This is a genomic window from Streptomyces sp. NPDC019443, assembly GCF_044389785.1.
Lineage (GTDB): Bacteria > Actinomycetota > Actinomycetes > Streptomycetales > Streptomycetaceae > Streptomyces.
Genome location: NZ_JBIRYJ010000003.1, coordinates 670,712 through 696,706 on the forward strand (window position 1 = coordinate 670,712; position 25,995 = coordinate 696,706).

The following is a 25,995-nucleotide window of genomic DNA, read 5'->3' on the forward strand; positions in this document are numbered from 1 at the left end:
TGCCCATGACCGCGAATCCGATCGCCGAGACCATCGCCTCACTGATGCCCCGCGCCAAGGCGGAGCTGACCGAGCTGGTGGCCTTCCAATCGGTGGCGGACGAGGCAGTGGCGCCGCGGAGTGAGTGCGAGGCCGCCGCGAACTGGGTGGCCGATGCGCTGCGCACCGAGGGATTCCAGGACGTCGCGCTGCTCGACACCCCCGACGGTTCGCAGTCGGTGTACGGGCTGCTGCCCGGCCCTGAGGGTGCGCCGACGGTGCTGCTGTACGCGCACTACGACGTGCAGCCGAAGCTGGACGAGTCCGCGTGGGTGACCCCGCCCTTTGAACTGACCGAGCGGGACGGCCGCTGGTACGGACGTGGTGCCGCCGACTGCAAGGGCGGCTTCATCATGCATCTGCTCGCGCTGCGCGCCCTCAGGACGAACGGCGGCATACCGGTCACCGTGAAGGTGATCGTGGAGGGCTCGGAGGAGCAGGGCACGGGCGGTCTGGAGCAGTACGCCGAGGCGCACCCGGAGCTGCTGACGGCCGATGCCATCGTGATCGGCGACACCGGGAACTTCCGGGTGGGTCTTCCCACCGTGACGGCGACGCTGCGCGGCATGACGATGATCCGCGTCCAGATCGACACTCTTGAGGGCAATCTGCACTCGGGCCAGTTCGGCGGCGCCGCGCCCGACGCGCTGGCCGCGCTCATCCGCGTACTGGACTCGCTGCGTGCCGAGGACGGCTCGACGGTGATCGACGGGCTCCCGGCGCAGGCGCAGTGGGAGGGACTGCAGTACCCCGAGGGCGAGTTCCGCAAGGACGCCAAGGTCCTCGACGGTGTCGGCCTGACCGGCAACGGCACGGTCGCCGACCGTATCTGGGCGCGTCCCGCCGTCACCGTGATCGGCATCGACTGCCACCCGGTGGCCGGCGCGACTCCCTCCATTCCGGGGAGCGCCCGGGCGCAGATCAGCCTGCGGGTGCCGCCGGGCCAGGACGCCGCCGAGGCGACCGAGCTGCTGTTCGCGCACATCGAGAAGCACACGCCGTGGAACGCCCGGGTGTCGATGGAGCAGGTGGGTAAGGGCCAGGCGTTCCAGGCGGACGTCACCAGCCCCGCCTACACCTCGATGGCCGAGGCGATGCGCGTCGCGTACCCGGGAGAGGAGATGCAGGCGTCCGGCATGGGCGGCTCGATTCCGCTCTGCAATACGCTCGCCGCGCTCTACCCCGATGCGGAGATCCTGCTGATCGGCCTGAGCGAGCCGGAGGCGCAGATCCACGCGGTGAACGAGTCCGTCTCGCCCGAGGAGCTGGAGCGGCTCTCCGTCGCGGAGGCGCACTTCCTGGTCAACTACGCCGAGTCCAAGAAGGCTTGAGCGAGCGGGCTTGAGCGAGCGGGCTTAAGCGCTCAGCGTAGATCGCCACAAGCGTAGATCCGTGCGGCGGGCGTACGACGCTGCGTACGTTCGCCGCATGGACTTCATCGAGGTACTGCCTCAACTGCACATGTTCCGCTTCCCGATCGGCCAGGCCTACCTGTGGCGCGACGGCGACGAGCTGACCCTGATCGACGCGGGGAACGTGCACGCCGCACCGGACCTCGAGAAGGCGATACGGAGCGCGGGCCAAAGCCCCAGCTCCATCCGCCGCATCGTGCTCACCCACTGCCACCGGGACCATGTGGGCGCGGCCGAGGAGCTGGCGGACCGGTACGGCGCCGAGGTGCTGGCCCACCGACTCGACGCCCCCGTCGTCCGCGGCGAGCGGCCCGTCCCCGAGCCGGTCCTGCTCGACTGGGAGGTTCCGCTGTACGAGCACGGGCTCACGGTGCCGCCGGCCCCGCCCACCCGCGTCGACCACGAGCTCGAGGACGGCGACGAGCTCGGCTTCGGCGACGGGGCCGTGGTGGTCCATGCCCCCGGCCACACCGCCGGCTCCATCGGCATCCATCTCCCCCGCCACGGCGTGCTGTTCACGGGCGACTGCGTCGCGGCCGTGGGTCAGGTGATGCTGGGCGTCTTCAATGTGGACCGCGCGCGGGCCGAGGCGTCGATGCGCCGCCTTGCCTCGCTCGCGCCGTCCACCGTCTGCTTCGGGCACGGCGATCCCCTCACCGAGGATGCCGCGGCGGTGCTGCGCGCCTCAGCCGACGGGGACGCCGGCCTCTAGGTTGAGCACGGTCCCGCGCTCGCGCGCCCGCAGCGCCCAGCGGAGCCGCTCGTAGCGCGTCGGCGGCAGCAGTTGCGCCGCCTCCTGCTCGCATACGAAGCGCCAGCCGCGCAGCTCCGATCCGGGCAGCAGCACCCGTCCGGCCTCGACGCTGTGCAGCCGGCCGCCGTCGAAGAGCAGCCGCAGCCCGCCGAACCCGGGCGGCCGCGGCGCCTCCCAGTCGACCACCAACAGCCTTGGCACCTGGGCGAGTTCGATGCCGAGCTCTTCGGTCACCTCGCGCATTCCGGCCCGCGCGGGCGCCTCACCCCGTTCAACGACTCCGCCCGGGAACTCCCAGCCCGGTTTGTAGGTCGGGTCGACGAGGAGCACCCGGTCCTCCTCGTCGAAGAGCAGCACTCCGGCGGCGAGGGTTTCGGCGGTCGGCTCGGGCGTCTGAACGATCTCGCAGACCGCGGCGTCCCCGTTCCGTACCGCCTCGGCTATGTGCTGCGCCGTCTCGTGCGGGTCCAGTCGGCTGGTGTCGACGACGTGCGCGTCGGCGCCGATCCAGTCCAGGGCGGCGAGGTAGGGCTCGATGTGGTCGTACGCCCACTGACTGACGCGCTGGTCGGCGTCCGGGATGTCCGGCTCCTCGCGGGCGGCGATCCGCGCGCGCAGGATCGTTTCCTCCGGTCGAAGCAGCACATGCCGTACGGGAATCCGGCGGGAGGCGAGCCCGCCGAAGATCTCGTCGCGGTACTCCTGACGCAGCAGGGTCATGGGCACCACCAGCACACCGCCGAGCTCGGCCAGCAGCGCCGCCGCGGTGTCCACCACGAGCCGCCGCCAGATCGGCAGATCCTGGTAGTCGCTCACCTCGGCGAGGCGTTTCGGCGGCAGCAGGTGGCGCAAGTGGCCGCCGATGAGTTCGGGGTCGTACAGCGTGCTGTTCGGGATCAGATCGATCAGTTCGCGCGCGGTACTGCTCTTGCCCGCTCCGAACGCACCGTTGATCCAGACGATCACGGTTCCCCCTCTTTCGTAGCCCACAGTGGATTGCCCGCAACACCCTGCCACGGAAACCCGTGTCGGGAGCCGACTGGTTGATCGCGGACACAATCGCGGACACAACTGTGCCCTTGCTGTTGCCGGTTCACCACAGCCGTCCTGAACCCTGGTGCGTCTCACCATACGAACCGATGACTTCGCCCGAACCGTGACACCGGGCTGCGAAGCGCCGTTGGAGCTGGAGAGACAAGGGGGTGCGGGATGCGCCGTACGGTGTTGGAGAGGTTTCCCGCCGGGGGCCCGCGCGGAAGCTGGCCGGCCGAGGAATTCGCCCGGGCCCGCCGGGACGAGGGTCTGGCGGCGGAGGTCGTGATGGACCTCGAAGCGGATGCGTTCCTGGTGGTCCTGCCCAAGCAGACAGCGGACGCGATCACTTAGTGGCGCGGCGAGGCCCCCGTCCCGGACGGGACGGGGGCCTCGCCTGTCAGCCCTTGGTGGAGCCGAGGGTGAGCCCGGCGATGAAGTGCCGCTGCAGCAGGAGGAAGACCAGCAGCGTCGGCAGTGCCACGATCACCGAGCCCGCGGCGAGCAGGTTGTAGTCGGTGAAGAACTGGCCGCGGAGGTTGTTCAGCGCCGAGGTGATGGGGAGCTTGTCGCCGTCGGAGATGAAGACGAGCGCCCAGAGGAAGTCGTTGTACATCCAGGTGAACTGGAGCGTGCCGAGCGCCGCCAGGGCCGGACGGCACAGCGGGAGCGTGATGCGCCAGTACTGCGTCCACACACTCGCGCCGTCCACGATCGCCGCCTCCAGGATCTCCTGCGGCAGGGTGCGCATGAAGTTGGCGAGGACGAAGACGCAGAACCCGATCTGGAAACCGACCTGGACGGAGATGACGGCCCAGAACGAGTCGAACATCGTCATCGAGTCGGACATCCAGTACGGCAGCGGAATGCGGTTGAACAGCACGTACAGCGGAGTGACGATCACCTGCTGGGGCAGCAGATTGCCCGCGGTGAAGAGCATCAGCAGCACCATGGAGCCGCGCATCCTCAGCCGTGACACGGCAAAGGCCACGAACGAGGCGAAGAAGAGCGCCAGCAGCACTCCGGGCACAGCGATGATGAGGGTGTTGACGAAGTACTTCATCATCCCCGAGTCGCTGAAGGCCTGCTGGTAGTAGTCGAAGGAGAGCTTCTTCGGCAGTGAGAAGTACCCGTGCTCGGAGGTCTCGTCGTACGGCCTGAGTGAGGCGTAGACCGCGAGCAGCAGCGGCGCGAGGAACGCCAGCGAGACGGTCAGCAGGAAGGCGTGCAGGCCGAGCCGGCCGGGGCGGACCAGGCGCTTGCGGGGCGCCGCGGGAACTGCCGGGGTCGCGGCGGGCGGCGGGGCGGTGTCGAGCGTCATCGGTTCTTCTCCCCACGGATCTCCTGGACCAGATACGTCACGACGAATCCCATGGAGACGAGCAGCAGCACGACGGCGATGGCCGAGCCGAATCCGATCCGGCTGGCCTCGCCGATGATGTTGTCGGTGACGAGGACCGAGAGCAGCTCCAGGCCGTTTCTGCCCTTGTTGACGGCGTAGACGATGTCGAAGGCGCGCAGCGCTTCGATGACGGTGATGACGCCGACGATGACATTGACGGGCCGCAGGGTCGGGAAGACGACGCGAAAGAAGGTCTGCGTCTCACTGGCCCCGTCGATGGCGGCGGCTTCCTTCAGCGAGGGATCGACCGCTTTCAGCCCCGCCAGGTAGAGGATCATCACATAGCCGGTGTGCCGCCAGGCGGCGGCCAGCAGGATCATCCAGAGATTGAGGTCGGGGTCGCCGAGCCAGTCGGTGGGCGACTCGGTGTCGGCGAGGATCGCGTTGAGGGCGCCCTGGTCGCGGGAGAAGACCAGTTGGGCGATGAAGCCGACGACGGCGAGCGAGAGCACGACCGGCATGTACAGCGTCGACTGGTAGAAGCGGCTGAACCGTACGCCCTTGTCGATGAGGACGGCGAGCAGCAGTCCGAACGGGGTGGCGATCAGTCCGAGGAAGGCCAGCCAGAGCAGGTTGTGGCGGGCGGCCGGCCAGAACTGCGGATAGTTGGTCAAGAGGGTCTCGTAGTTCTGCGTGCCGACCCAGGAGATGTCCCCGATGCCGTCCCAGCTGGTGAAGGAGAGCACGACGGAAGCGAGGGTCGGCCCCCACACGATGGCCACGTCGAGCAGGATCGGTATGCCCAGCAGCACGCCGAGGACGGCGAGGTCGCGGCGGGTGAACCGCCGGGGCCCTCCTCGTGCGGTGCGCCGCGAGACGCTCACCTTCGTTCGCCCCCCGGTGCCCTTCGGGGCGCCCCGGGCGGCCTGCGGTTCCGGCCTGGGGGTCCCCCCGGGCCCGGAGGGCCGAGAGGGAGGGTCCAGGGGTTGTCCCCCGGGAGATTGCATCAGCGGCACGGGTGGTGACTCCAAGTCGGTCTCGGCCGGCGTCGGTCAGTCTTCGGAGGCGAAGATGGTCTTCTTCTGCCTCTCGATGCTGTTGACCAACCCGTCCACGTCCTTCGGCTTGTTGATGAAGGTCTGAATGGCCGGGATCATCACGGTCGACGAGAAGTCGGGCCTGGTGTCACGGTCGAGGAACTGCGAGATCTGCTCGGCGCCGGAGACGAGTTCGACGGCCTTCTTCTGCAGCGGGGTGTACTTCGAGAGGTCGGCCTCGTCGCTCACGGCGATGTTGTTGGGGTCACTGGCGAGGTAGATGTCCTCCGCCTTGCCGGTGGCCAGCCACTTCAGCAGGTCCTTTGCGCTCTCCATGTTCTTCGCGTTCTTGAGGTTCTTGGACTTCTTCGCGAGCAGGAAGCCGTCGATGGGCGCCTCGACGGCGTCCTGGCCGTGCTCCGGGTTGATCACCGGGAACGGGAAGAAGTCGATGTCGGCCTGTTCGGCCTTGGGGAACTGCGCGCCGGGGTGCGGGAGTCCGAAGACGGCCATGCCCGTCTGCTTCTTCTGCAGGCTGGTGGCGGCCTCCTGCCAGGTGCGGCCGTTGGCGCCGGGCTGGCAGTACGGGAGGATGCTGCGCCAGGTGTCGAAGACGTCCTTGACGCGCTTGTCGGTCCACGCCTCCTTGCCCGCCATGAGGCTCTTGTGGAACTCGTATCCGTTGGTGCGCATGTTGATGTAGTCGAAGGTGCCCATCGCGGGCCAGCCGTCCTTGTCGCAGAACGCGATGGGGACGAGCTTGTCCTTCTGCATCTGCCTGGCGAGCGCTATGTACTCGTCGAGCGTCTTGGGCGCCTGGTAGCCGTACTGCTGGAAGACGCTTTTGCGGTGGAAGACGGCCCACGGGTAGTAGTAGTACGGCGTGAGGTACTGCTTGCCGTCCTCGCCCGTCGACTGGGCCTTGAGGGCCGGCGAGAAGCCCTGGTAGCTCTCCCAGTTGTCGCTGATGTCGTGCAACAGCCCCTTCTTGGCGAAGAACTGCATGCGGTAGCCCGCGAACCACATGAAGACATCGTCCGGCTTGCCCTGCAGATAGCGGTTGATGTTCTCCTGGAAGGTGTTGTGGTCAACGGTGTTGACCTTGACCTTCCGGCCGTCCTTGGACTGCTTCGCGTACGCGGCGAAGGCGTCGGCGAACGCCTTCTTCGGCACCGGGTCGGACGAGTTGGACCCCATGGTGATGGTCTTGCCGTCCCCGCCGGGGCCACTGCCGCAGGCAGCGAGCAGTGAGGGCAGCGCGATCGCACCTGCACCCGCGGCCGCACCCCGCAGCAGATTCCGCCGGGACATCCGATGTCCTGCCACGCTCCCGGGCGCGGCAGAACCGTTGAACGATGACTGCGCCATGTCCCCTCCTCCGGGGTGCAACTCAACACAACCCAACGCGAGGATTGGATCTCACTCCCAAGAAGTGGTGTCGTCAAGGGTTTTGGCGAGACATCGAACAACCGTTACCGCATCTCTTCCAACAGACTCCAACACGGCCTACCGTAAACGCTCGCCACTGACAAACACATGCCGTCATCCCAATATGCGCGAGTACGGAGGAACGTTACGATGCGTCACCTTCCCACCCGCACTACCCGCCATAGAGTCGTCGGAGCGCTGGCCGCCGCGCTGCTCAGCGCGGCAGGACTGGGCACTCCGGCGATCGCCTCGGGCGCCCCGGCCGTGCCGGCCGAACCCGCACCGGCCGGCGCGCAGCTCGACGAAGGGCTCGCCCTGACCCCTCCGATGGGGTTCAACAACTGGAACACCACCCACTGCCGGGCGGAGTTCAACGAGGCGATGGTCAAGGGAATCGCCGACATCTTCGTCGAGAAGGGCCTCAAGGAGGCCGGGTACGAGTACGTCAATCTGGACGACTGCTGGGCACTGCCGCAGCGCGACGCGAACGGCAAGCTCGTCCCCGACCCGGTGCGCTTCCCGGGCGGCATCAAGGCCGTCGCCGACTACGTCCACGCCAAGGGACTGAAGTTCGGCATCTACACCAGCGCCGGGACCAAGACCTGCAACACCGCCGGTTTCCCGGGCGGGCTCGGACATGAGTACAGCGACGCGCAGCAGTTCGCCGACTGGGGCGTCGACTACCTCAAGTACGACAACTGCAACAACCAGGGCGTGGACGCCAAACTCCGCTACACCACGATGCGCGACGCCCTGAAGGCCGCCTCTGAGACAACAGGTCGCCCCATCGTCTACAGCATCTGCGAGTGGGGCCAGAACAGGCCCTGGGAGTGGGCCGCGGACGTCGGACAGCTCTGGCGCACCACCGGGGACATCAGCGACAACTGGGGCTCCATGTTGTCGATCATGAAGAAGAATCTGCCGCTCGCGCAGTACGCGGGCCCTGGCCACTGGAACGACCCCGACATGCTGGAGGTCGGCAATGGCGGCATGACGGACACGGAGTACCGCTCCCACTTCTCCATGTGGTCGATCATGGCCGCGCCGCTGCTGATCGGCTCCGATCTGCGCAAGGCGCCCGCCTCCGCGTTTGAGATCCTCGGCAACCGCGAGGTCATCGCCGTCGACCAGGACCCGCTGGGCAAGCAGGGCACGGTGATCAGCTCCGAGGGCGGCCGCTGGGTGGTGGCCAAGGAGATGCAGGACGGCAGCCGCGCGGTCGCGCTCTTCAACGAGAGCGGCAGCCCGCAGCGGATCGCCACCACGGCGAAGGCAGTCGGACTGCCGGACGCCCCCGGCTACCGGCTGCGCGATCTGTGGCGGCACACCGACGCCAACACCGCGGGGACGATCTCCGCGACCGTGCCCGCGCACGGCACGGTACTGGTGCGCGTCTCGACGGACCGCAAGTGGGCGCTGCTGCCGCCGGCCGTCGAAGTGAGCGCCGACGAGGGCCTGATGGCCGAGGCGGGCCAGACCGGGAAGCTCACCTCGACCGTCACCGACCTGGGCCGTACGCCCGCGCTCGCCGTCTCGGTCGCAATGACCGGGCCCGAGGGCTGGCGCGTCAAGGCAACGTCCAAGGCCACCGCCGCGGTGCTCACCAGCGGAAGGAAGCTGACGACGGGCTGGGAGATCGCTGTGCCGCCGGGCGCCGCGCCCGGTTCGTACGCACTGACCCTGACGGCGAAGTACCGCTCCCCGACCGGACAGCGGCTGACCGTCGCCGTGCCCGGGAGTGTGCACGTGGTCGTGGCGCCGCCCGCCGGTCAGTCGTATCTCAGCGATCTCGCCGCGCTGAGCACGGCGAACGGCTGGGGTCCGGTGGAGAAGGACACCAGTAACGGCGAGAGCAAGGCGGGCGACGGAAGGCCGATCACCATCGGCGGCCAGGTCTTCGCCAAGGGTCTGGGCGTGCATGCCGCGAGCGCGGTGGAGTACTACGCCGGTGGCCGGTGTACCACGGTGAGCGCGCAGGTCGGCGTGGACGACGAGAAGGGGACGCGCGGCACGGTCGCCTTCGAGATCTGGGCGGACGGAAAGAAGGCCGCGTCGACGGGCGTCCTGACCAACGCCATGCCCCCACAGCCGATTTCGGCGGACGTCAGTGGCGCGAAGGTCGTACGTCTGGTGGTCACCGACGGCGGGGACGGTATCGATTCCGACCACGCCGACTGGGCCGATCTCAGGATCGGCTGCTGACCACCGCTGCCGCCTCGCCGTGACGGCCGAGCGAGGCGGCAGCTGCCGCACCCACCAGACCCGCGTCCGTGCCCGTCAGGGCCGGAGCCACGGTCAGCCGCTGTACGAAGGAGAGCGTGGCGTAGTCGCGCAGCGAACGGCGCAGCGGGGCGAAGAGCACCTCGCCCGCGTTCGCCACTCCCCCGCCGATCACCGCGATTTCGATCTCCACGAGGGTCGCGGTGGCGGCGATCCCGGCGGCGAGCGCCTGAGCCGCGCGCTCGAAGGAGGCGACGGCGACCGGGTCTTGGGCCCGGGCCGCGGCGGCCACCGCGGCCGCCGAGGTGTCGCCGTCGGGGCCCGGCTGCCAGCCGCCCTCCAGCGCCCGGCGCGCGATGTTCGGGCCGCTGGCGATGCGCTCGACGCAGCCGCGCGCGCCGCAGGGGCACAGATCGCCGTCGAGGTCGACGCTGATGTGGCCGATGTGCCCGGCGTTGCCGGTGGGCCCGGGGTGAAGCTTCCCGCCGAGGACGAGTCCGCCGCCGACGCCCGTGGAGACCACCATGCACAGCGCGTTGTCGTACCCGCGGGCCGCACCCTGCCAGTGCTCGGCCGCCGTCATCGCGACACCGTCGCCCACCAGCTCGACGGGCAGACCGCCGACGGCTCTTCGCACCCGCGCGACCAGCGGAAAGTCACGCCAGCCCGGGACATTGACCGGGCTGACCGTGCCGGCGGACGCGTCCACCGGACCGGCGCTGCCGATGCCAACGGCCGACGCGCGCGCCCAGAGCGGGGATACGGACAGCTCGGCGAGGACTCCCTCGACGGCGCGCATCACCGTCTCGCCGTCCTCCTGGGCAGGTGTCGGGCGCTGGGCGCGCACGAGGATCCTGCCGCTGCCGTCCACCAACGCGCCGGCGATCTTGGTGCCGCCGATGTCGAGCGCGGCGACGAGGTCGGTATGCATCGGTGTCGGATCCCCCGGGAGCTGGTCGGACCTGCGGATTCAGTAACAGTCTCCATTCCCCTGACAACGTTGTCCAGGGCCTATGCTCGACGCCACACCCTTGCACACCCGGACGACGACAGGACAGCGCACTGTGGCAGAGACCGACCATCCCGTGCCTTCGCCGGGGCGCCCCCGAGGGCCCGAGCCCCGCTACGGCAATCGGCCGACCATGAAAGACGTCGCCGCCCGCGCGGGCGTCGGCCTCAAAACGGTCTCGCGGGTGGTCAATGGGGAGCCGGGTGTCACACCCGACACCGAGCGCCGGGTGCAGGAGGCCATCGAGTCCCTCGGCTTCCGCCGCAACGACAGCGCGCGCGTGCTTCGCAAGGGCCGCACCGCCTCCGTCGGCCTCGTCCTGGAGGACCTCGCAGACCCCTTCTACGGTCCGCTGAGCCGTGCGGTCGAGGAGGTCGCCCGGGCGCATGGCGCGCTGCTCATCAACGGCTCCAGCGCCGAGGACCCGGACCGCGAGCAGGAACTGGTGCTGGCCCTGTGCGCCCGCCGGGTCGACGGTCTGATCGTGATCCCGGCCGGCCACGACCACCGCTATCTGGAGCCCGAGATCAAGGCGGGCATCGCGACGGTGTTCGTGGACCGCCCGGCTGGGCAGATCGACGCGGACGTGGTGCTCTCCGACAGCTTCGGCGGCGCCCGCACCGGCGTGGCCCATCTGATCGCGCACGGCCACCGCCGTATCGGCTTCATCGGCGACCAGCCGCGCATCCACACGGCCGTCGAGCGGCTGCGCGGCTACCGCACCGCCATGGAGGACGCCGGGCTCGATGTGGACGAGTCCTGGGTCTCGCTGGGCTCCACCGCGCCGGAGCGGGTGCGGGCCGCCGTCACCGAGATGCTGGCGGGGCCCGACCCGGTCACCGCGGTCTTCGCGGGCAACAACCGGGTGACGGTCACAGCGGTACGGGTCCTGGCCGGGCACCACCGGCCGGTCGCCCTGGTCGGCTTCGACGACATCGAACTCGCCGACCTGCTGGGCATCACGGTCATAGCCCAGGACGCGGCAGCCCTGGGGCGTACCGCCGCGGAACGGCTGTTCCGCCGCCTCGACGGCGTGGACGACGCGCCTTCGCAGGTGGCGCTGGAGACGGTACTCATCCCGCGCGGCTCGGGCGAGATCCCGCCGTCAGCAGACGGGTAGGCCCGGCACCGGCTGGTCGTTTTCGCCGCCCTGGATGTAGACGTCGCTGACGAAGACATTGGTGTTGCCGCTGTCGTCGTCGGTCTTGGCCCACCAGACGTTCGTCCACTGGCCGGAGGTCTCGCGGCGGCCCAGATTCTGCTGGCAGTAGAAGTAGTTGGTGCCCGCGTTGAGCACCCCCTTCTCGGTGCCGGACGCGGTGTACGACTTCGCCTGCTTCCAGACCTGGCAGTTGTACTTGCCGCCGCCGATCGAGTGGCAGACGGGCGCCGGGTCCGGGTCCGAACCTCCGGTCGTAGAACCGCCGTTGGTGGAGGTGCCGCCGCCGCCCGTGGGGGTCGAGCCGCCGGTCGTGCCCGAGGACCCGCCGCTGGTCGAGCCGCCGGAGTCCGATCCTCCGGTTGCCTTGCCGGGCGCGGGCGGCTTGGCGGACTGGGTGGGCGACTTGGTGGCGCCCTGCTCGGTGGGCTTGGTGCTCGGGCTCTGCTTGCCGCCGGAGGCGCTCGCGAGCGGGCCCCCGGGTGCGCTCGAACTCGCCGCCGGACTCTCGGCCCGGCCGCCCGCGAGCTCCCGGCCGCCCGATCCGTCACGGTCGACGAGGGCGTACGTCACGCCTCCCCCGGCGAGCAGGACGGCGACGACTCCGGCCGTCACCAGGACCCTCGCCCGACCGCGACCGCCGGACGCGGGTGGCGCGGCCGGGGCGGGTGCGGGTATCGGTGCGGGAGAAGCATGCGGGGCCGGGGCCTGCGGCGCCGCGGGGCCGAAGCCGTCGGGCCGGTGCGGCGCCGCGTTGAGCACGGTCGGCACCCGGGTCGCCGGATCCGGTGCGGCCGGCGGCGCTGTCCCCAGCGACACGGTCGAGGTGCCGGTGTCCTGGCCCGCCGCCACGGCAGAGAGCAGCCGCGCCGCGGTGTCCGCGTCGGGCCGCTGCGCCGGGTCCTTGTGCATCAGCTCCCGCAGTACGGGTCCGAGCGCGCCGGCCCGCAGCGGCTCGGGCAGCGGCTCCACGACGATCGCGTTGAGCGTCGACCAGGTGGAGGTGCGGCGGAACGGAGCCGCGCCCTCCACAGCCGCATACAGCGTGGCGCCGAGCGCCCAGATGTCGGACGCGGGACCGGGGTCCTGGCCCTGGGCGCGCTCGGGCGCCAAGTAGTCGAGCGAGCCGACCAGTTCGCCGCTGCGCGTCAGATGGGTGGTCGCGCCGTCGCCGGGGTCGTCCATCGCCGCGATGCCGAAGTCGGTGAGCACCACCCGGCCCCCGCGGTCCAGCAGCACATTGCCGGGCTTCACGTCGCGATGCAGCACCCCGGCGCGGTGGGCGGCGCCCAGCGCCTGCATCACCTTGGCTCCGATGGCGGCCACCTCGCGCGCGTCCATGACGCCGCGCTCACTGAGCACATCGTCCAGCGAGGGGCCGTCGATGAGCTCCATCACGATGACCGGACGGCCTTCGTGTTCGGTGACGTCGTGGACGGCGATGACCGCGGGGTGGCGTACGCGGGCCGCCGCGCGGGCCTCGCGTTGCATCCGCACTCTGAGGTCGGCCAGTTCGGGGCCCGACGAGTCGCTGTAGGTGCGCAGTTCCTTGACGGCGACTTCGCGGCCGAGTACCTCGTCGACGGCGCGCCAGACGACGCCCATGCCGCCGCGGCCCAGCTGTTCGATCACCCGGTAACGGCCGGCGAGCCGCTCGTTCTCCCCCGAAGACACGGCTGCCCCGATCCTTGTTGCGACTGTGGTCGCGCACAGACTAGAGGGCAGCGGTGAGAGCAGCGCCGACTGTTACTTGGCTGTGGCCGTGAGGTCCCCGCGGCGCGGTGCGGCGAAGCCGTCGAGATCAGCGCGCGTGAGTCCGGTGAGCCGGGCGACTTCGGCGGTGTCGAGGGCGCCGCAGTCGATGCCACGCAGCAGATAGCTGCTCAGCGCCTTGGCGGTGGCGGGCTCGTCCATGACGTCGCCGGCCGCGTGGTTGGCATACGCGGACAGCCGCGCGGCGGCCTGCTCGAAGCCCTCGCGGTAGAAGGCGAACACGGCGGCGTAGCGGGTCGGCAGGTGGCCGGGGTGCATGTCCCAGCCCTGGTAGTAGGCGCGGGCCAGGGCTCGGCGGGTCAGGCCGTAGTGCAGCCGCCAGGCGTCGTGGACCTTCTCGGTGGTGCCGACCGGAAGGACGTTTGTAGAGCCGTCCGAGACGCGAACGCCGGTGCCCGCGGCCGCGACCTGCATGACGGCCTTGGCGTGGTCGGCGGCGGGGTGGTCGCTGGCCTGGTAGGCGGCGCTGACGCCGAGGCAGGCGCTGTAGTCGAAGGTGCCGTAGTGCAGTCCGGTGGCCCGGCCCTCGGCGGCGTCGATCATCCGCGCCACGGCGGCGGTGCCGTCGGCGGCGAGGATGGACTGGCTGGTCTCGATCTGGATCTCGAAGCCGATCCGGCCCGCGTGCAGACCGCGCGCCTTCTCGAACTCCTCCAGCAGCCGCACCATCGCGGTGACCTGCTCGGTGTAGGTGACCTTGGGGAGGGTCAGGACGAGGCCGTCGGGCAGCCCGTCGGCCTCGATGAGGCCGGTGAGGAAGATGTCGAGGGTGCGGATGCCCCGGTCGCGTACGGCGGCCTCCATGCACTTCATACGGATGCCCATGTACGGGGCGGCGGTGCCCTGCGCGTATGCCTCGGTGACCAGGCGGGCGGCGCGGGCGGCGTGCGCGTCCTCCTCGGCGTCGCCGCGGCCGCCGTAGCCGTCCTCGAAGTCGATGCGCAGGTCCTCGATGGGCTCACGCTCCAGCTTGGCCCGTACGCGGTCGTACACCGGGGCCGCGAGTTCGCCGGAGAGGCCGAGGACGGCTGCGAGGGACGCGGCGTCCGGGGCGTGCTCGTCGAGCGCGGCGAGCGCCTGGTCGCCCCAGGAACGGATGGTGTCGGAGGCGAAGACATCACCGGGTACGTAGACCGTGTGAACGGGCTGGCGAGTGCCGGGGTCTCCCGGGTAGCGGCGGGCGAGCTCCGCGTCCACCGGCGCGAGGGAGGCGCTGATTTCCTCGCTGACCGCTCCGGCGAGGCTCGTTGCCACCTTCTCCTGCTGACCCATCCTGCACCCTCCTATTTTCCGCAGCACGGAATTAACAATCCGTATGGCGAAGTTAGTCGGCGGTTACGACCTGCGTCAATGGTCCCCCGTAACAGACTGGGGCCGCGCGGTGAAGATCACCGCGCGGCCCCAGGCCGTACAGAAAGCGGAGGTCAGCCCTTGCGCGTCTGGACCTCTTCGGTCAGCTGCGGGACGACCTCGAAGAGGTCGCCGACCACGCCGTAGTCGACCAGGTCGAAGATCGGAGCCTCGGCGTCCTTGTTGATTGCCACGATGGTCTTCGAGGTCTGCATGCCGGCCCGGTGCTGGATCGCGCCGGAGATGCCCGAGGCGATGTACAGCTGCGGGGAGACCGACTTGCCGGTCTGGCCGACCTGGTTGGAGTGCGGGTACCAGCCGGCATCCACCGCGGCGCGCGAGGCGCCGACAGCCGCGCCGAGCGAGTCGGCCAGCGCCTCGATGATGTGGAAGTTCTCGGCGCCGTTGACACCGCGGCCACCGGAGACCACGATCGCGGCCTCGGTCAGCTCGGGACGGCCGGTGGACTCGCGCGGGGTGCGGGAGACGACCTTGGTGCCGGTGGCCTTCTCGGAGAAGGAGACGGCGAGCGCCTCGACGGCGCCCGCGGCCGGAGCGGCCTCCACAGCGGCCGAGTTCGGCTTGACCGTGATGACCGGGGTGCCCTTGGAGACACGGGACTTGGTGGTGAAGGAGGCGGCGAACGCGGCCTGCGTGGCCACCGGACCCTCGTCGCCGGCCTCGAGGTCGACGGCGTCGGTGATGATGCCGGAGCCGATGCGGACCGCGAGGCGGGCCGCGATCTCCTTGCCCTCGGCGGAGGACGGGACGAGCACGGCGGCCGGCGAGACGGCCTCGTACGCGGCCTGCAGCGCGTCCACCTTCGGTACGACGAGGTAGTCGGCGAACTCGGGGGCATCGGCGGTCAGGACCTTGACCGCGCCGTGCTCGGCGAGCGCGGGGGCGGTGGCCTCGGCGCCGGAGCCGAGGGCGACGGCGACCGGCTCGCCGATGCGGCGGGCGAGGGTCAGCAGCTCGAGGGTGGGCTTGCGGACGGCGCCGTCCACGTGGTCGACATAGACGAGAACTTCAGCCATGGGATTGCTCTCCTGCGAATGCGAAGTATCTGGGGGCGGTTGGGGATATGACCGAAGCTCAGATGAACTTCTGGCTCGCGAGGAACTCCGCGAGCTGCTTGCCGCCCTCGCCCTCGTCCTTGACGATCGTGCCGGCGGTGCGGGCCGGACGCTCGGCGGCCGAGTCCACAGCGGTCCAGGCGCCCTCGAGGCCGACCTCGTCGGCGTCGATCTCGAGGTCCTCCAGGTCCAGGGACTCCACCGGCTTCTTCTTCGCGGCCATGATGCCCTTGAAGGACGGGTAGCGAGCCTCGCCCGACTGGTCCGTCACGGACACGACGGCCGGCAGGGACGCCTCGAGCTGCTCGCTCGCGGTGTCGCCGTCACGGCGGCCCTTCACGACGCCGTCCTCGACGGAGACCTCGGAGAGCAGCGTGACCTGCGGAACGCCCAGGCGCTCGGCGAGAATCGCCGGCAGCACACCCATGGTGCCGTCCGTCGAGGCCATACCGGCGATGACCAGGTCGTAACCGGTCTTCTCGATCGCCTTGGCGAGCACCAGCGAGGTGCCCATGACGTCGCTGCCGTGCAGGTCGTCGTCCTCGACGTGGACGGCCTTGTCGGCACCCATGGACAGCGCCTTGCGCAGCGCGTCCTTGGCGTCCTCGGGACCGACGGTCAGCACGGTGATCTCCGCGTCGTCCGCCTCGTCGGCGATCTGCAGCGCCTGCTCGACCGCGTACTCATCCAGCTCCGACAGCAGGCCGTCGACGTCGTCGCGGTCGACGGTCAGGTCATCGGCGAAGTGCCGGTCGCCGGTGGCGTCGGGCACGTACTTCACACAGACAACGATCCTCAAGCTCACGCCGGCTCTCCTACTGCATCGTCTCTACTGGGCTGCCTTGCACGCAGCATAGGCGTCTGACGGGGCGGATCCCGGTCGGGGCGGGCCGCGCTCCGAACGAAATATTACTCGCCAGTACTCCCAGTACATCCAGTTCATCCCCAGTAAGCAAGCGCTTTGTACTGTGACCTTGCCAACGCTCCGTAACCGGCGGCTCCCAGAAAAACGCTTCAGTCCTTCAGCCCGTTGAAGCGTCCCTGGTGGTACAGCAGCGGCCGGCCGCCTCCGGCGGGGTCGCCGACGACGACCTCGGCGATCACGATGCGATGATCCCCGGCCGGGACGCGGTTGATGATCCGGCACACCAGCCACGCCAGTACGCCGTCGAGCACCGGAACGCCCTCGGGGCCGCTGCGCCAGCCGGTGGGCGGCGCGAAGCGGTCGGCACCGCTGCGGGCGAAGGTGGCGGCCAGATCCTGCTGGTGGTCGCCGAGTATGTGTACGCCGATGTGCTCGGCCCGGGCGATCACCGGCCAGCTGGAGGACGACGTACCCACGCCGAAGGAGATCAACGGCGGCTCGGCGGCTACCGAGTTGAGAGAGGTGGCGGTGAATCCGACGGGGTGGTCACCCTGGGCGGTGATCACCGCTACCCCCGCGGCGTGCTGCCGGAAGACGGAGCGGAGCAGGTCGGGAGAGGCCAGCTGAGGTGTGCTTAGTTCGGGCGAAGCCGTCATGGAGTTGTCCTTCTGCAAGGGATGCGAACGGGGCGGCCGTGGCTGCTCAGACAGCCGGACAGCGCGCACTCGCGTTCCGCGCGAGGTCGATATGAGCCCGCCCGTAGAGAAGGAGTTCTGGAAGCACAGCGTCAGCGTGACGATGCATGGCGCGTGCAGTCAAGTGCGTTCCAGCATGTGCGACATGGGTCACGAGGTGTCACACCGCCTGTCCGAGCGCGGCGATCACATCCGCCTTGCGCGGCTGGCCGGAGGCCCGGGTGACGATGTTGCCGCCCGCGTCGAGCACCAGCACGGTGGGCGTCTTGAGGATGCCGAGCTCCCGGACCAGGGCGAGCCGCTCCTCCGCGTCGATCTCGACATGGGTGACTCCTTCGACCATGTCCGCGACTTCGGCGAGGGTGCGCCTCGTCGCCCGGCACGGCTGGCAGAACGCGCTGGAGAACTGGACGAGCGTCGCCCGCTGCCCCAGGTCCGCGCCGAGTTCGGCCACGCCGAGCCGTCTGTCAGCGTCCCGACCCCGCACCTTCAGCCTCCCGCCGTTTCGCCGCTGCCACAGCCCGAAGGCGCTCGCCGCCGCGAGCACCACCGCACACACCACAAGTCCAGTCATCCCCGCGTGCAGCGTTCACAGGACCGTAAAGATTCCCGCGCCCGCACCACGGATCCGCTGCGCGATGCTGAGGGCATGGACATCGACGTCAGGGGGCCGCGTTTCGGGGCCGCCGTCACCACGGTCGTACTCGCCGCCGTTCTCGTCACGGGCAGCGGCGCCCTGCTCGGCTGGCAGGCGCTCTGCTTCGCCGCGGGTGCGGCATTCGGCGTGCGGCGTTCTCCGTACGGATGGCTTTACCGCACGGCGGTACGGCCGCGGCTCGGGCCGTCGGCGGAGCTGGAGTCGCCCGCGCCGCCGCGGTTCGCGCAGGGTGTGGGGCTCGCCTTCGCCCTGGTCGGTCTGGTCGGGTACTTCTGGGGACCGTCGTGGCTCGCTCTCGTCGCCACCGGATGCGCGCTGGCCGCCGCGTTCCTCAACGCCGTATTCGGGTACTGCCTGGGGTGCGAGATGTACTTGGTGCTGCGCCGGGCGAGTGCTGTCCGGTCATGATGTGACAAGAACGGCGTGAGAAGAATCTCGCGCGCCCAAGGCGCCAGGACTGGTCAGCACGCCCCGTATGGGGCACGATCTGCCCAATGCCGAAAACCTACGGCTGCGTAACTTCCGCCGGGAGAACCCTCCCCGGGTACAACAGAAGGGCCCTCTCCTGATGGCAGAGCTCGTCTATCGGCCGGTCGTCGGCGCCGCTCTCACGCTGTTCAAGGCGCTGGACCTGAAGATCGACACTCAGGGATCGGAGAACATCCCGCGCTCTGGCGGTGCTGTGCTGGTCAGCAATCACATCAGCTATCTGGACTTCATCTTCACCGGCCTCGCGGCGCTGCCTCAGAAGCGCCTGGTGCGCTTCATGGCGAAGGAATCCGTCTTCCGGCACAAGATCTCCGGCCCGCTGATGCGCGGCATGAAGCACATCCCGGTGGACCGCAAGCAGGGTGAGGCGGCCTACTCGCACGCGCTGGACTCGCTGCGCTCGGGCGAGATCATCGGTGTCTTCCCCGAGGCAACGATCTCCCAGTCGTTCACCCTCAAGTCCTTCAAGTCGGGTGCGGCCCGGCTGGCCCAGGAGGCCGGCGTTCCGCTGATCCCGATGGCGCTGTGGGGTACCCAGCGGATCTGGACGAAGGGCCGCCCGCGCAACTTCAGGCGCAGCCACATCCCGGTGACGATCCGGGTGGGCGAGCCCGTGGAGGCTCCTGCCGACCAGTACGCGGGCGCGATCACGCGGCGGCTGCGCGAGCGGGTGCAGGAACTTCTCGAAGCCGCGCAGCGCGCCTATCCCGTACGCCCCAAGGACGCGAGCGACACCTGGTGGGTGCCCGCGCACCTCGGGGGTACGGCGCCGACTCCGGCCGAGGTCCGCGAGGCCGGCTGAAGCGTCACACCCCTGCCTGCGGCGGCCGGACGGTGATCCGCGCTCCGGGGCTCAACTTCTCCAGCGACTCGGCGAGTTCGGCGGCTGCGGCCTCGAGCTCGCCGGTCGTCGTGGGGGCCATACCCTCCAGCAGGAAGAGCGCGTTCACCGACTCCTCGGTGAGCCGGGTGCGTACTCCCTGACGCCAGTTCCAGCGCCGGCAGGTGACGCCTTCGTCGTCGCACCAGACGACCTCGCCGGCGTCCGGCTGCTCCACGGCCTCCTCGCCGCCCGCGACGGTGACGAACGGCTCCTGGCCGGTGGCGCGTACGAGCCGCATCCCGCCCTTGATGTGGTCGGTGTCCTCGCCGCCGACCGGGACGAGATGAGCCACGCTGATCGCGTTGTAGAGGTCGACCAGCACATTGATGCGCGGCAGCCCGCCGTCGGCGAGCGCCCGCTTGGCCAGCGCCTCGGCGGAGTTGCGGGTACGGGACGGCTTGGCGCCGAAGGCGGAGTACGCGGCGCGCCAGGCGGCCATGTGAGGGTCCTCGTGCGGGGCGCGTCCGTCCAGGCGCTCGGCGAGCCGGCGGGCGGCGTCGTCGAGCAGGGCCGAACTGTCGGCGTTGCTGGACCCGTTGACCAGGCCGCGCGCCTCGACCGCGAGATGGATGAAGCCGGGCGCGAGGTCCCTGACCTCGTCGGAGACGGTGAGTGTGAGTGTGAGCGTCATGGTCGGGGATGCCTCACAGTTCGGTGGGGAGTTGGAGCCATAGCGACTCACGGTCCGACGCGGTCTGGAGCGCTTGGAGCACGGCCGGGTGCGGTGCAGCATAGAGTACCGGATAGTCCACATCATTGGACCCCGGTTGCACCGAAAAGGCCAGCCGCTCCACATCGAGGGAGAACTGCGCGTCGACTCCGGGCTTGTTCCCGCGCGGATCCTGCCGCGACCACCGCCCCTGCCCCGGCAGTTGCACGGCCACGAGCCCGTGGACGACACCCAGTCGCTGGTAGCAGAGGGCGGTAGGGATGCCTTCGGCGCGCAGCAGTGCGGTCAGCGCATGGGCTTTTGCGTGGCAGATGCCGGTCCGCTGCTCCAGCACGTCCGAGGCGCGCCAGGTGACGCGCATATCCCCCGCATCGTGCGAGTGCGGGATGGTGTCGCGTACGAACTCGAAGACCGCCTTGGCGTATGCGTATGCATCAGCAGCATCGGTACGCAGGCGGCCGGCCGTCTCGCGTACCAGCGGGTGCTCATGGTCGATCGCCTCGTCGACGGCTAGATAGGCGGCTAGTTCAGGGTTCTGCTGGATCAGCTCCATGGCCGCCGACCCTAAGGAAGTGGCCGACCGGAAGTCAATCATTTTCCGGTCGGCCACATATCTATGCAATACTCGAGGCTACTTGGCCATCTCTTCCTTCAGCGCCTGCACGAAGTCGTCCACATCGTCCTCGGTGGTGTCGAAGGAGCACATCCAGCGGACGTCGCCGGCCGCCTCGTTCCAGAAGTAGAAGCGGAAACGCTTCTGCAGCCGCTCGCTCACATCGTGCGGGAGGCGCGCGAAGACGGCGTTGGCCTGGACGGGGTGGAGGATCTCCACACCGTCGACGCCGCGGACGCCCGCGGCCAGCCGCTGGGCCATGGTGTTGGCGTGCCGGGCGTTGCGCAGCCACAGATCGCGCGCCAGCAGGGCCTCCAACTGCACCGATACGAAACGCATCTTGGAGGCGAGCTGCATCGACATCTTCCGCAGATGCTTCATATGGCTCACCGCGTCCGGGTTGAGGACGACGACGGCCTCGCCGAACACCATGCCGTTCTTCGTGCCCCCGAAGGAGAGCACGTCGACGCCGACGGCATTGGTGAAGGTCCGCATGGGGACGTTCAGCGACGCCGCGGCGTTCGCTATCCGAGCCCCGTCCAGATGGACCTTCATGCCCCGCGCATGGGCGTGCTCGCAGATCGCACGGATCTCGGCGGGGGTGTAAACCGTGCCCAGCTCGGTGTTCTGGGTGATCGACACGACCTGCGGCATCGCCCGGTGCTCGTCGTCCCAGCCGTACGCCTGCCGGTCGATGAGCTCTGGCGTGAGCTTGCCGTCCGGGGTCGGTACGGTCAGCAGCTTCAGCCCGCCCATCCGCTCCGGCGCGCCGCCCTCGTCGACGTTGATGTGCGCGGTCTCGGCGCAGATCACCGCGCCCCAGCGGTCGGTGAGCGCCTGGAGCGCCGTGACGTTGGAGCCGGTGCCGTTGAAGACCGGGAAGGCCTCGGCCGTCGGCCCGAAATGGCTGTGCATGACCCGCTGGAGGTGCTCGGTGTACACATCCTCGCCATAGGCGATCTGGTGACCGCCGTTGGCGACGGCGAGCGCCGCGAGGATCTCGGGGTGCGCGCCCGCGTAGTTGTCGCTGGCGAAGCCGCGTACCTCGGGGTCGTGATGGCGTCGGGCGTCGGTCTTCACGGTTTGGGGGTCAGCCACAGACGCTGTCCATTCGCTTCCCCGGCGGGCCGGTCCCAGACTCCGGCGATGGCCTCGGCCAGTTCCGTCACATCCGTAAAGCCCGCGAACTTCGCATTCGGGCGCTCGGCGCGCATGGCGTCGTGCACCAGTGCCTTGAGGACCAGGATGACAGCCGCGGCCTTCGGACCTTCTTCGCCCCCTGCCTTGCGGAACGAGTCGGCGAGCGCCAGGGTCCAGGCCTCGGCGGCCGCCTTGGCCGCGGCGTAGGCGGCGTTGCCCTCGGTGGGCTTGGTGGCCCCGGACTGGCTGACCAGGACGAAGCGGCCCCTGTCACTGCGCTTCAGCGGCTCGTGGAAGGCGAGGGAGGTGTGCTGGACCGTGCGGATCAGCAGCTTCTCGAGGAACTGCCAGTCGGCGAGCTCGGTCTCGGCGAAGGTGGCGCTGCCGCGCCAGCCGCCGACGAGATGGACCAGACCGTCGATCCTGCCGAACTCCTTCTCGGTCTGCTCGGCCCATGCGCGGGTGGCGTCCAGGTCGAGGAGATTGACGGTGTCGCCGGTTACGGTCGCGCCACCGTGCGCATAGCGGGCGGCGTCGACCGCCTCGGCAAGACGCTCGGTGTCCGCGTCCGAGGCCACGACTGTCGCACCGGCCTCGGCCAGCCGCAGCAAGGCGGCCCGGCCCGCCGGGCCCGCAGCTCCGGCGACCGCGACCACGGCGCCCTCCAGCCGACTGCTCCCGTTTCCATTCATGGTCCCAGTCTCCTCCGTACGAGAGCTCACGCAGCCACCTGCTCGGCAGTCTCCGCGGTGATCCCCTTGGTGGAGGCGATCACCGACTTCAGCTTCTTGGAGAGCGCCTCATAGAACATGCTGAGCGGAAACTCGTCAGGAAGCACGTCGTCGACGAGCTTGCGCGGAGGCTGTGACAGATCGAGGGCGTCCGGGCCCTTGGCCCAGCGCGAGCCGGGGTGTGGTGCGAGGTAGGTCGAGACCAGATCGTACGCGGCGAACCAGTGGACCAGCTTGGGGCGGTCGATGCCGTCGCGGTAGAGCTTCTCGATCTCGGCGCAGAGCTCGTTGGTGACCTGCGGTGCGCGCTCCCAGTCGATCTTCAGGGTGTTGTCGGTCCAGCGCACCACATCGTGCTTGTGGAGGTACGCGAAGAGCAGCTGGCCGCCGAGCCCGTCGTAGTTGCGCACCCGGTCACCCGTGACCGGGAAGCGGAACATCCGGTCGAACAGCACCGCGTACTGCACATCACGGCCGTGCTGGTTGCCTTCGGCCTCCAGCTTCACGGCCTCCTTGAAGGCGGTGAGGTCGCAGCGCAGCTCCTCCAGGCCGTACATCCAGAACGGCTGGCGCTGCTTGATCATGAACGGGTCGAAGGGCAGGTCGCCGTGGCTGTGGGTGCGGTCGTGGACCATGTCCCAGAGCACGAAGGCCTGCTCGCAGCGCGCCTGGTCGCCGATCATCTCCCGGATGTCGTCAGGGAGTTCGAGGCCGAGGATGCGTACGGCCTCCGTGGTGACTGCGCGAAAACGGGCGGCCTCGCGGTCGCAGAAGATGCCGCCCCAGGTGAATCGCTCGGGGGCTTCGCGCACGGCGATGGTCTCCGGGAAGAGAACCGCGGAGTTGGTGTCGTAGCCCGCGGTGAAGTCCTCGAAGGTGATGCCGCAGAAGAGGGGGTTGTCGTAGCGGGTGCGCTCCAGCTCGGCGAGCCACTCGGGCCAGACCATGCGCAGCACGACTGCCTCAAGATTGCGGTCCGGGTTGCCGTTCTGCGTGTACATGGGGAAAAGGACCAGGTGCTGCAGTCCGTCGGCGCGGGTGGCGGCGGGCTGGAAGGCAAGCAGCGAGTCCAGAAAGTCGGGGACACCGAAGGCGCTGTCGGCCCACTTGTGCAGATCGGCGACGAGCGCGCGGTGGTACGCGGCGTCGTGCGGGAGCAGCGCGGCGAGCTCCTCCACGGCGTCGATCACGCGGCCGAGCGCGGCTTCGGCGGTGACGCGGGCGGGGGCGCCCTCGGCGTCGAAGTCGATGGAGCCGTCCTTGGACTGCCAGGGGCGGATCTCCTCGACGGCATTCTTGAGCGTCGGCCATGCCGGGTGGTCGATCACCCGGGCGGTTTGGGATATGCCCTCTGGGGCAGCGGTCTGCACAAGAATTTCCGTCATGTCACTTCCTTCACAGGAGAACCTCGCGTCAAGACACCGTATCTGTGTGTGGTTCTCCCGTACAAGTAGGACCTTGGGAAATTATCCCGTCCCACCCCCATGATCACCGAATTATTTGCGGTCGGGGGTCGTTCAGGCGATTGCTTCGACCAAGCCGTCAGCTGAGCGCAACCTCGCGTCAAGCCGTGCAGGACGCGCCCACGAGCGGGTGACGCGACCGGCTGCGGGCGGCCCGCCATGGGTAGGACAGAAGGGTCCACCCCTCGCCCGCCTCTCCAGGAGCCTTATCGCGTGAGCACCCGTGCCGTCCTTGTCGCAGCCCTCATCACCGGTTTCGTCCTGGGGATCGCGGGGGCCAGAGCGGACCACTCCACTCCCCCTCGCGAGACCGGTCCCATCGCGGAGGCGGGCCGTTAGGCTGCGTGATTGCCGCGCGGCTGCCGGGATGCGCCTCGCGGGAGCCGCCGTCGACGGAAGCGAGAGAATCTTGACTTTCCTCACCATCGGTCATCGCGGGGTCATGGGCGTCGAGCCGGAGAACACCCTGCGCTCCTTCGTCCGCGCCGAACAGGCCGGAATGGACGCCATCGAACTGGATCTGCATCTCACCAAGGACGGCGCGCTCGCCGTCATGCACGACGCCGACGTGGACCGTACAACCGACGGAAAGGGCCCGATCGCCGACAAGACCCTCGCCGAGCTGCGGGAGCTCGACGCGGGCGGTGGCGAGCGGGTGCCGGTCTTCGAGGAGGTACTCGACGCCGTGCGGGCACCGCTCCAGGCGGAGATCAAGGACGTGGCCGCGGCCCGGGCACTGGCCGAGGTGATGCTCAGCCGCGATCTCGTGCACCGCGTCGAGGTGTCGTCGTTCCACGACGACGCGGTCGCCGAGATCGCGGGTCTGGTGCCCGGTGTACGCACGGTGCTCATCGCCAGCCGATGGGGCGCCGACGTCGTGGACCGTGCCAAGGCGGTGGGCGCCGCCTCCCTCGCGCTGAACATCCGCAGGCTGACCCTGGAGACCGTCGAGCACGCGCACGGCGAAGGCCTTCATGTGATCGGCTGGGTGGTGAACACCCAGGAGCATCTGCGGCTGGTGCGCGCCCTCGAACTCGACGGCGCGACCACCGACTTCCCCGAGATCCGGCGCACCGGCCGGTTCACGGCCTGAAGACCGTGTTCTCGGGACCGTCCTCTAGGACAGTTCCTTCACCAGCAGCTCGAAGGCGAGATCGTCGCGCTGCGGGACGCCGAAGCGCTCGTCGCCGTACGGGAAGGGGCTCAGCTTTCCCGTACGGCGGTAGCCGCGGCGCTCGTACCAGGCGATCAGCTCGTCCCGTACCGAGATCACGGTCATGTGCATCTCGCGCGCCCCCCAGCGCTCGCGCGCGATGCGCTCCGCCTCCGTGATGATCCGGCGGCCGAGGCCCCCGCCCTGCAGCTCGGGGCGGACGGCGAACATGCCGAAGTACACAGCTTCACCCCGGTGCTCGAGCTGGCAGCAGGCGATCGGCTCGCCGCCGCGCTCCACTATGAGGAGGGTGCCGCCTGCGGCATTGATGACCTCCAGGACGCCTTCCGGGTCGGTGCGCTGTCCGTCGAGAATGTCCGCCTCGGTGGTCCAGCCGGTGCGGCTCGCATCGCCTCGGTACGCGGACTCGATCAGCGGAACGAGGGCGGGCACATCGGTCTCGACCGCGTCACGGTAGGTGAGCTCGCCGGATTCCCGGGCCGGTGCGGTGTCCATTGAGGGCACTCCCATCTCGACGGTGTACAGGTGTCCCGAGACTAACCCGGACCTCTCCGCCCTAGGGTTTGCCCATGGTGCATGTGCTGAGCAGCCGGATCCTGCTGCGCCCGACCGACCCCGAGCGGTCGCGGCGGTTCTACGGGCAGACACTCGGACTCCCCGTCTACCGCGAATTCGGCACTGGTCCCGAGCGGGGCACGGTCTACTTCCTGGGCGGCGGGTTTCTGGAAGTGTCAGGGCGCTCAACGGCCCCGGCCGCGACCGGTCCCGAGCTGTGGCTCCAGGTCGAGGACACGGCGGCGGTCCACGCCGAGCTGTCCGCGCGGGACGTCGAGGTGCTGCGGCCGCCCAGGCGTGAGCCGTGGGGCCTGATCGAGATGTGGATCGCCGACCCGGACGGCCACCGGATCGCGATCGTCGAAGTGCCGGCCGATCATCCGCTGCGGTATCGCCCCTGAGCCGCCACAGGGCGTCCGGGGCGGGCC

The 25,995-nt window shown here is 69.4% G+C and carries 27 protein-coding genes; 10 read left to right on the top strand and 17 right to left on the bottom strand.

What is annotated here, in order from left to right:
- Positions 1-5 precede the first annotated feature (5 nt).
- Entirely contained in the window at positions 6-1,370 is a 1,365-nt protein-coding gene (locus tag ACH492_RS13390; RefSeq protein WP_398985875.1) for a dipeptidase, read from the top strand.
- A gap of 97 nt (positions 1,371-1,467) precedes the next feature.
- A complete protein-coding gene (locus ACH492_RS13395) occupies positions 1,468-2,163 on the top strand; it encodes an MBL fold metallo-hydrolase (RefSeq protein ID WP_398985877.1) in 696 nt (231 codons plus the stop codon).
- Here the strand turns inward: ACH492_RS13395 and ACH492_RS13400 are convergent.
- Positions 2,137-3,171: an NUDIX domain-containing protein gene (locus ACH492_RS13400; RefSeq protein WP_398985879.1), complete on the bottom strand. Its 1,035-nt coding sequence runs from the start codon at positions 3,169-3,171 to the stop codon at positions 2,137-2,139. The genes ACH492_RS13395 and ACH492_RS13400 overlap by 27 nt on opposite strands.
- Positions 3,172-3,414: 243 nt before the next feature.
- Between ACH492_RS13400 and ACH492_RS13405 the strand changes: the two genes are divergently transcribed.
- Entirely contained in the window at positions 3,415-3,591 is a 177-nt protein-coding gene (locus ACH492_RS13405) for a hypothetical protein (RefSeq protein WP_398985881.1), read from the top strand.
- Positions 3,592-3,637: 46 nt separating this feature from the next.
- On the opposite strand, the gene ACH492_RS13410 is transcribed toward ACH492_RS13405, so the two are convergent.
- From ACH492_RS13410 to ACH492_RS13420, 3 genes are read right to left on the bottom strand one after another with little or no spacing between them, the layout of a single operon-like run.
- Positions 3,638-4,558, bottom strand: coding sequence for a carbohydrate ABC transporter permease (locus ACH492_RS13410; protein WP_398985883.1), 921 nt, complete (start codon positions 4,556-4,558; stop codon positions 3,638-3,640).
- Positions 4,555-5,586 carry a carbohydrate ABC transporter permease gene (locus ACH492_RS13415; protein WP_398985885.1) on the bottom strand — a complete coding sequence of 344 codons (1,032 nt, stop codon included), beginning with the start codon at positions 5,584-5,586 and terminating at the stop codon, positions 4,555-4,557. Before ACH492_RS13415 ends, ACH492_RS13410 begins: the two co-directional genes overlap by 4 nt.
- 45 nt (positions 5,587-5,631) lie before the next feature.
- A complete protein-coding gene (locus tag ACH492_RS13420; RefSeq protein ID WP_398986221.1) occupies positions 5,632-6,927 on the bottom strand; it encodes an ABC transporter substrate-binding protein in 1,296 nt (431 codons plus the stop codon).
- A gap of 267 nt (positions 6,928-7,194) precedes the next feature.
- Between ACH492_RS13420 and ACH492_RS13425 the strand changes: the two genes are divergently transcribed.
- The gene (locus ACH492_RS13425; protein ID WP_398985887.1) at positions 7,195-9,246 is read left to right on the top strand and encodes an NPCBM/NEW2 domain-containing protein; all 2,052 of its coding nucleotides are present in this window, start codon (positions 7,195-7,197) and stop codon (positions 9,244-9,246) included.
- On the opposite strand, the gene ACH492_RS13430 is transcribed toward ACH492_RS13425, so the two are convergent.
- Positions 9,230-10,195 carry an ROK family protein gene (locus ACH492_RS13430; protein ID WP_398985889.1) on the bottom strand — a complete coding sequence of 322 codons (966 nt, stop codon included), beginning with the start codon at positions 10,193-10,195 and terminating at the stop codon, positions 9,230-9,232. The genes ACH492_RS13425 and ACH492_RS13430 overlap by 17 nt on opposite strands.
- Positions 10,196-10,406: 211 nt before the next feature.
- Here ACH492_RS13430 and ACH492_RS13435 point away from each other — a divergent pair, with 211 nt between their 5' ends.
- Entirely contained in the window at positions 10,407-11,393 is a 987-nt protein-coding gene (locus ACH492_RS13435) for a LacI family DNA-binding transcriptional regulator (RefSeq protein ID WP_398985891.1), read from the top strand.
- Here ACH492_RS13435 and ACH492_RS13440 read toward each other — a convergent pair.
- The 6 genes from ACH492_RS13440 to ACH492_RS13465 all read right to left on the bottom strand — a co-directional run bounded on the left by ACH492_RS13440 (position 11,379) and on the right by ACH492_RS13465 (position 17,765).
- Entirely contained in the window at positions 11,379-13,106 is a 1,728-nt protein-coding gene (locus ACH492_RS13440) for a serine/threonine-protein kinase (protein ID WP_398985893.1), read from the bottom strand. The genes ACH492_RS13435 and ACH492_RS13440 overlap by 15 nt on opposite strands.
- A gap of 72 nt (positions 13,107-13,178) precedes the next feature.
- Positions 13,179-14,477 carry a DUF6986 family protein gene (locus ACH492_RS13445; protein ID WP_398985895.1) on the bottom strand — a complete coding sequence of 433 codons (1,299 nt, stop codon included), beginning with the start codon at positions 14,475-14,477 and terminating at the stop codon, positions 13,179-13,181.
- 152 nt (positions 14,478-14,629) lie between these two features.
- Complete coding sequence (locus ACH492_RS13450) at positions 14,630-15,592, bottom strand: electron transfer flavoprotein subunit alpha/FixB family protein (protein WP_398985897.1); 963 nt, start codon at positions 15,590-15,592, stop codon at positions 14,630-14,632.
- 58 nt (positions 15,593-15,650) lie between these two features.
- Positions 15,651-16,436, bottom strand: coding sequence for an electron transfer flavoprotein subunit beta/FixA family protein (locus tag ACH492_RS13455; protein ID WP_307664943.1), 786 nt, complete (start codon positions 16,434-16,436; stop codon positions 15,651-15,653).
- 209 nt (positions 16,437-16,645) lie between these two features.
- A complete protein-coding gene (locus tag ACH492_RS13460) occupies positions 16,646-17,152 on the bottom strand; it encodes a flavin reductase family protein (RefSeq protein ID WP_398985899.1) in 507 nt (168 codons plus the stop codon).
- Between the two features lie 199 nt (positions 17,153-17,351).
- The gene (locus tag ACH492_RS13465) at positions 17,352-17,765 is read right to left on the bottom strand and encodes a TlpA family protein disulfide reductase (RefSeq protein ID WP_398985901.1); all 414 of its coding nucleotides are present in this window, start codon (positions 17,763-17,765) and stop codon (positions 17,352-17,354) included.
- Between the two features lie 75 nt (positions 17,766-17,840).
- On the opposite strand from ACH492_RS13465, the gene ACH492_RS13470 reads away from it, so the two are divergent.
- Both ACH492_RS13470 and ACH492_RS13475 read left to right on the top strand, forming a co-directional pair.
- Entirely contained in the window at positions 17,841-18,257 is a 417-nt protein-coding gene (locus ACH492_RS13470; protein WP_398985903.1) for a DUF4395 domain-containing protein, read from the top strand.
- A 160-nt stretch (positions 18,258-18,417) separates the two neighbouring features.
- Positions 18,418-19,140 (top strand): lysophospholipid acyltransferase family protein, encoded by a 723-nt coding sequence (locus ACH492_RS13475; protein WP_398985905.1) that lies wholly within the window; start codon positions 18,418-18,420, stop codon positions 19,138-19,140.
- Between the two features lie 4 nt (positions 19,141-19,144).
- Here ACH492_RS13475 and ACH492_RS13480 read toward each other — a convergent pair whose 3' ends face one another.
- The 5 genes from ACH492_RS13480 to ACH492_RS13500 form a co-directional block, all read right to left on the bottom strand.
- Positions 19,145-19,852, bottom strand: a complete 708-nt coding sequence (locus ACH492_RS13480) for a B3/4 domain-containing protein (protein ID WP_398985907.1) — start codon at positions 19,850-19,852, stop codon at positions 19,145-19,147.
- A 13-nt stretch (positions 19,853-19,865) separates the two neighbouring features.
- Positions 19,866-20,444 carry a transglutaminase family protein gene (locus tag ACH492_RS13485; RefSeq protein WP_398985909.1) on the bottom strand — a complete coding sequence of 193 codons (579 nt, stop codon included), beginning with the start codon at positions 20,442-20,444 and terminating at the stop codon, positions 19,866-19,868.
- A gap of 78 nt (positions 20,445-20,522) precedes the next feature.
- On the bottom strand, positions 20,523-21,602 hold the full coding sequence (locus ACH492_RS13490) for a threonine aldolase family protein (protein ID WP_398985911.1): 1,080 nt from the start codon (positions 21,600-21,602) through the stop codon (positions 20,523-20,525).
- Positions 21,581-22,336 (bottom strand): SDR family NAD(P)-dependent oxidoreductase, encoded by a 756-nt coding sequence (locus ACH492_RS13495; RefSeq protein ID WP_398985913.1) that lies wholly within the window; start codon positions 22,334-22,336, stop codon positions 21,581-21,583. The genes ACH492_RS13490 and ACH492_RS13495 overlap by 22 nt, the downstream gene beginning before the upstream one ends.
- 26 nt (positions 22,337-22,362) lie before the next feature.
- Positions 22,363-23,760, bottom strand: a complete 1,398-nt coding sequence (locus ACH492_RS13500; protein ID WP_398985915.1) for a DUF6421 family protein — start codon at positions 23,758-23,760, stop codon at positions 22,363-22,365.
- Between the two features lie 291 nt (positions 23,761-24,051).
- On the opposite strand from ACH492_RS13500, the gene ACH492_RS13505 reads away from it, so the two are divergent.
- Together ACH492_RS13505 and ACH492_RS13510 are read left to right on the top strand one after the other, a co-directional pair.
- Positions 24,052-24,177 (top strand): hypothetical protein, encoded by a 126-nt coding sequence (locus ACH492_RS13505; RefSeq protein ID WP_307664934.1) that lies wholly within the window; start codon positions 24,052-24,054, stop codon positions 24,175-24,177.
- Between the two features lie 103 nt (positions 24,178-24,280).
- On the top strand, positions 24,281-24,931 hold the full coding sequence (locus ACH492_RS13510) for a glycerophosphodiester phosphodiesterase (RefSeq protein ID WP_398986223.1): 651 nt from the start codon (positions 24,281-24,283) through the stop codon (positions 24,929-24,931).
- A 24-nt stretch (positions 24,932-24,955) separates the two neighbouring features.
- Here ACH492_RS13510 and ACH492_RS13515 read toward each other — a convergent pair whose 3' ends face one another.
- A complete protein-coding gene (locus tag ACH492_RS13515) occupies positions 24,956-25,507 on the bottom strand; it encodes a GNAT family N-acetyltransferase (protein WP_398985917.1) in 552 nt (183 codons plus the stop codon).
- A 74-nt stretch (positions 25,508-25,581) separates the two neighbouring features.
- Here ACH492_RS13515 and ACH492_RS13520 point away from each other — a divergent pair, with 74 nt between their 5' ends.
- Positions 25,582-25,968: a VOC family protein gene (locus ACH492_RS13520; protein WP_398985919.1), complete on the top strand. Its 387-nt coding sequence runs from the start codon at positions 25,582-25,584 to the stop codon at positions 25,966-25,968.
- The last annotated feature ends 27 nt before the right edge of the window (positions 25,969-25,995 follow it).

Excerpts from the sequence above, each read along its gene's own strand:
- ACH492_RS13480 (WP_398985907.1), bottom strand. The coding sequence starts at position 19,852 with ATGACGCTCACACTCACACTCACCGTCTCCGACGAGGTCAGGGACCTC.
- ACH492_RS13450 (WP_398985897.1), bottom strand. The coding sequence starts at position 15,592 with ATGGCTGAAGTTCTCGTCTATGTCGACCACGTGGACGGCGCCGTCCGC.
- ACH492_RS13420 (WP_398986221.1), bottom strand. The coding sequence starts at position 6,927 with ATGTCCCGGCGGAATCTGCTGCGGGGTGCGGCCGCGGGTGCAGGTGCG.
- ACH492_RS13510 (WP_398986223.1), top strand. The coding sequence starts at position 24,281 with ATGGGCGTCGAGCCGGAGAACACCCTGCGCTCCTTCGTCCGCGCCGAA.
- ACH492_RS13500 (WP_398985915.1), bottom strand. The coding sequence starts at position 23,760 with ATGACGGAAATTCTTGTGCAGACCGCTGCCCCAGAGGGCATATCCCAA.
- ACH492_RS13430 (WP_398985889.1), bottom strand. The coding sequence starts at position 10,195 with ATGCATACCGACCTCGTCGCCGCGCTCGACATCGGCGGCACCAAGATC.
- ACH492_RS13475 (WP_398985905.1), top strand. The coding sequence starts at position 18,418 with ATGGCAGAGCTCGTCTATCGGCCGGTCGTCGGCGCCGCTCTCACGCTG.
- ACH492_RS13465 (WP_398985901.1), bottom strand. The coding sequence starts at position 17,765 with ATGACTGGACTTGTGGTGTGTGCGGTGGTGCTCGCGGCGGCGAGCGCC.
- ACH492_RS13405 (WP_398985881.1), top strand. The coding sequence starts at position 3,415 with ATGCGCCGTACGGTGTTGGAGAGGTTTCCCGCCGGGGGCCCGCGCGGA.
- ACH492_RS13390 (WP_398985875.1), top strand. The coding sequence starts at position 6 with ATGACCGCGAATCCGATCGCCGAGACCATCGCCTCACTGATGCCCCGC.
- ACH492_RS13460 (WP_398985899.1), bottom strand. The coding sequence starts at position 17,152 with ATGACGGCTTCGCCCGAACTAAGCACACCTCAGCTGGCCTCTCCCGAC.
- ACH492_RS13445 (WP_398985895.1), bottom strand. The coding sequence starts at position 14,477 with ATGGGTCAGCAGGAGAAGGTGGCAACGAGCCTCGCCGGAGCGGTCAGC.
- ACH492_RS13395 (WP_398985877.1), top strand. The coding sequence starts at position 1,468 with ATGGACTTCATCGAGGTACTGCCTCAACTGCACATGTTCCGCTTCCCG.
- ACH492_RS13485 (WP_398985909.1), bottom strand. The coding sequence starts at position 20,444 with ATGGAGCTGATCCAGCAGAACCCTGAACTAGCCGCCTATCTAGCCGTC.
- ACH492_RS13415 (WP_398985885.1), bottom strand. The coding sequence starts at position 5,586 with ATGCAATCTCCCGGGGGACAACCCCTGGACCCTCCCTCTCGGCCCTCC.
- ACH492_RS13495 (WP_398985913.1), bottom strand. The coding sequence starts at position 22,336 with ATGAATGGAAACGGGAGCAGTCGGCTGGAGGGCGCCGTGGTCGCGGTC.
- ACH492_RS13515 (WP_398985917.1), bottom strand. The coding sequence starts at position 25,507 with ATGGACACCGCACCGGCCCGGGAATCCGGCGAGCTCACCTACCGTGAC.
- ACH492_RS13425 (WP_398985887.1), top strand. The coding sequence starts at position 7,195 with ATGCGTCACCTTCCCACCCGCACTACCCGCCATAGAGTCGTCGGAGCG.
- ACH492_RS13435 (WP_398985891.1), top strand. The coding sequence starts at position 10,407 with ATGAAAGACGTCGCCGCCCGCGCGGGCGTCGGCCTCAAAACGGTCTCG.
- ACH492_RS13410 (WP_398985883.1), bottom strand. The coding sequence starts at position 4,558 with ATGACGCTCGACACCGCCCCGCCGCCCGCCGCGACCCCGGCAGTTCCC.
- ACH492_RS13520 (WP_398985919.1), top strand. The coding sequence starts at position 25,582 with ATGGTGCATGTGCTGAGCAGCCGGATCCTGCTGCGCCCGACCGACCCC.
- ACH492_RS13470 (WP_398985903.1), top strand. The coding sequence starts at position 17,841 with ATGGACATCGACGTCAGGGGGCCGCGTTTCGGGGCCGCCGTCACCACG.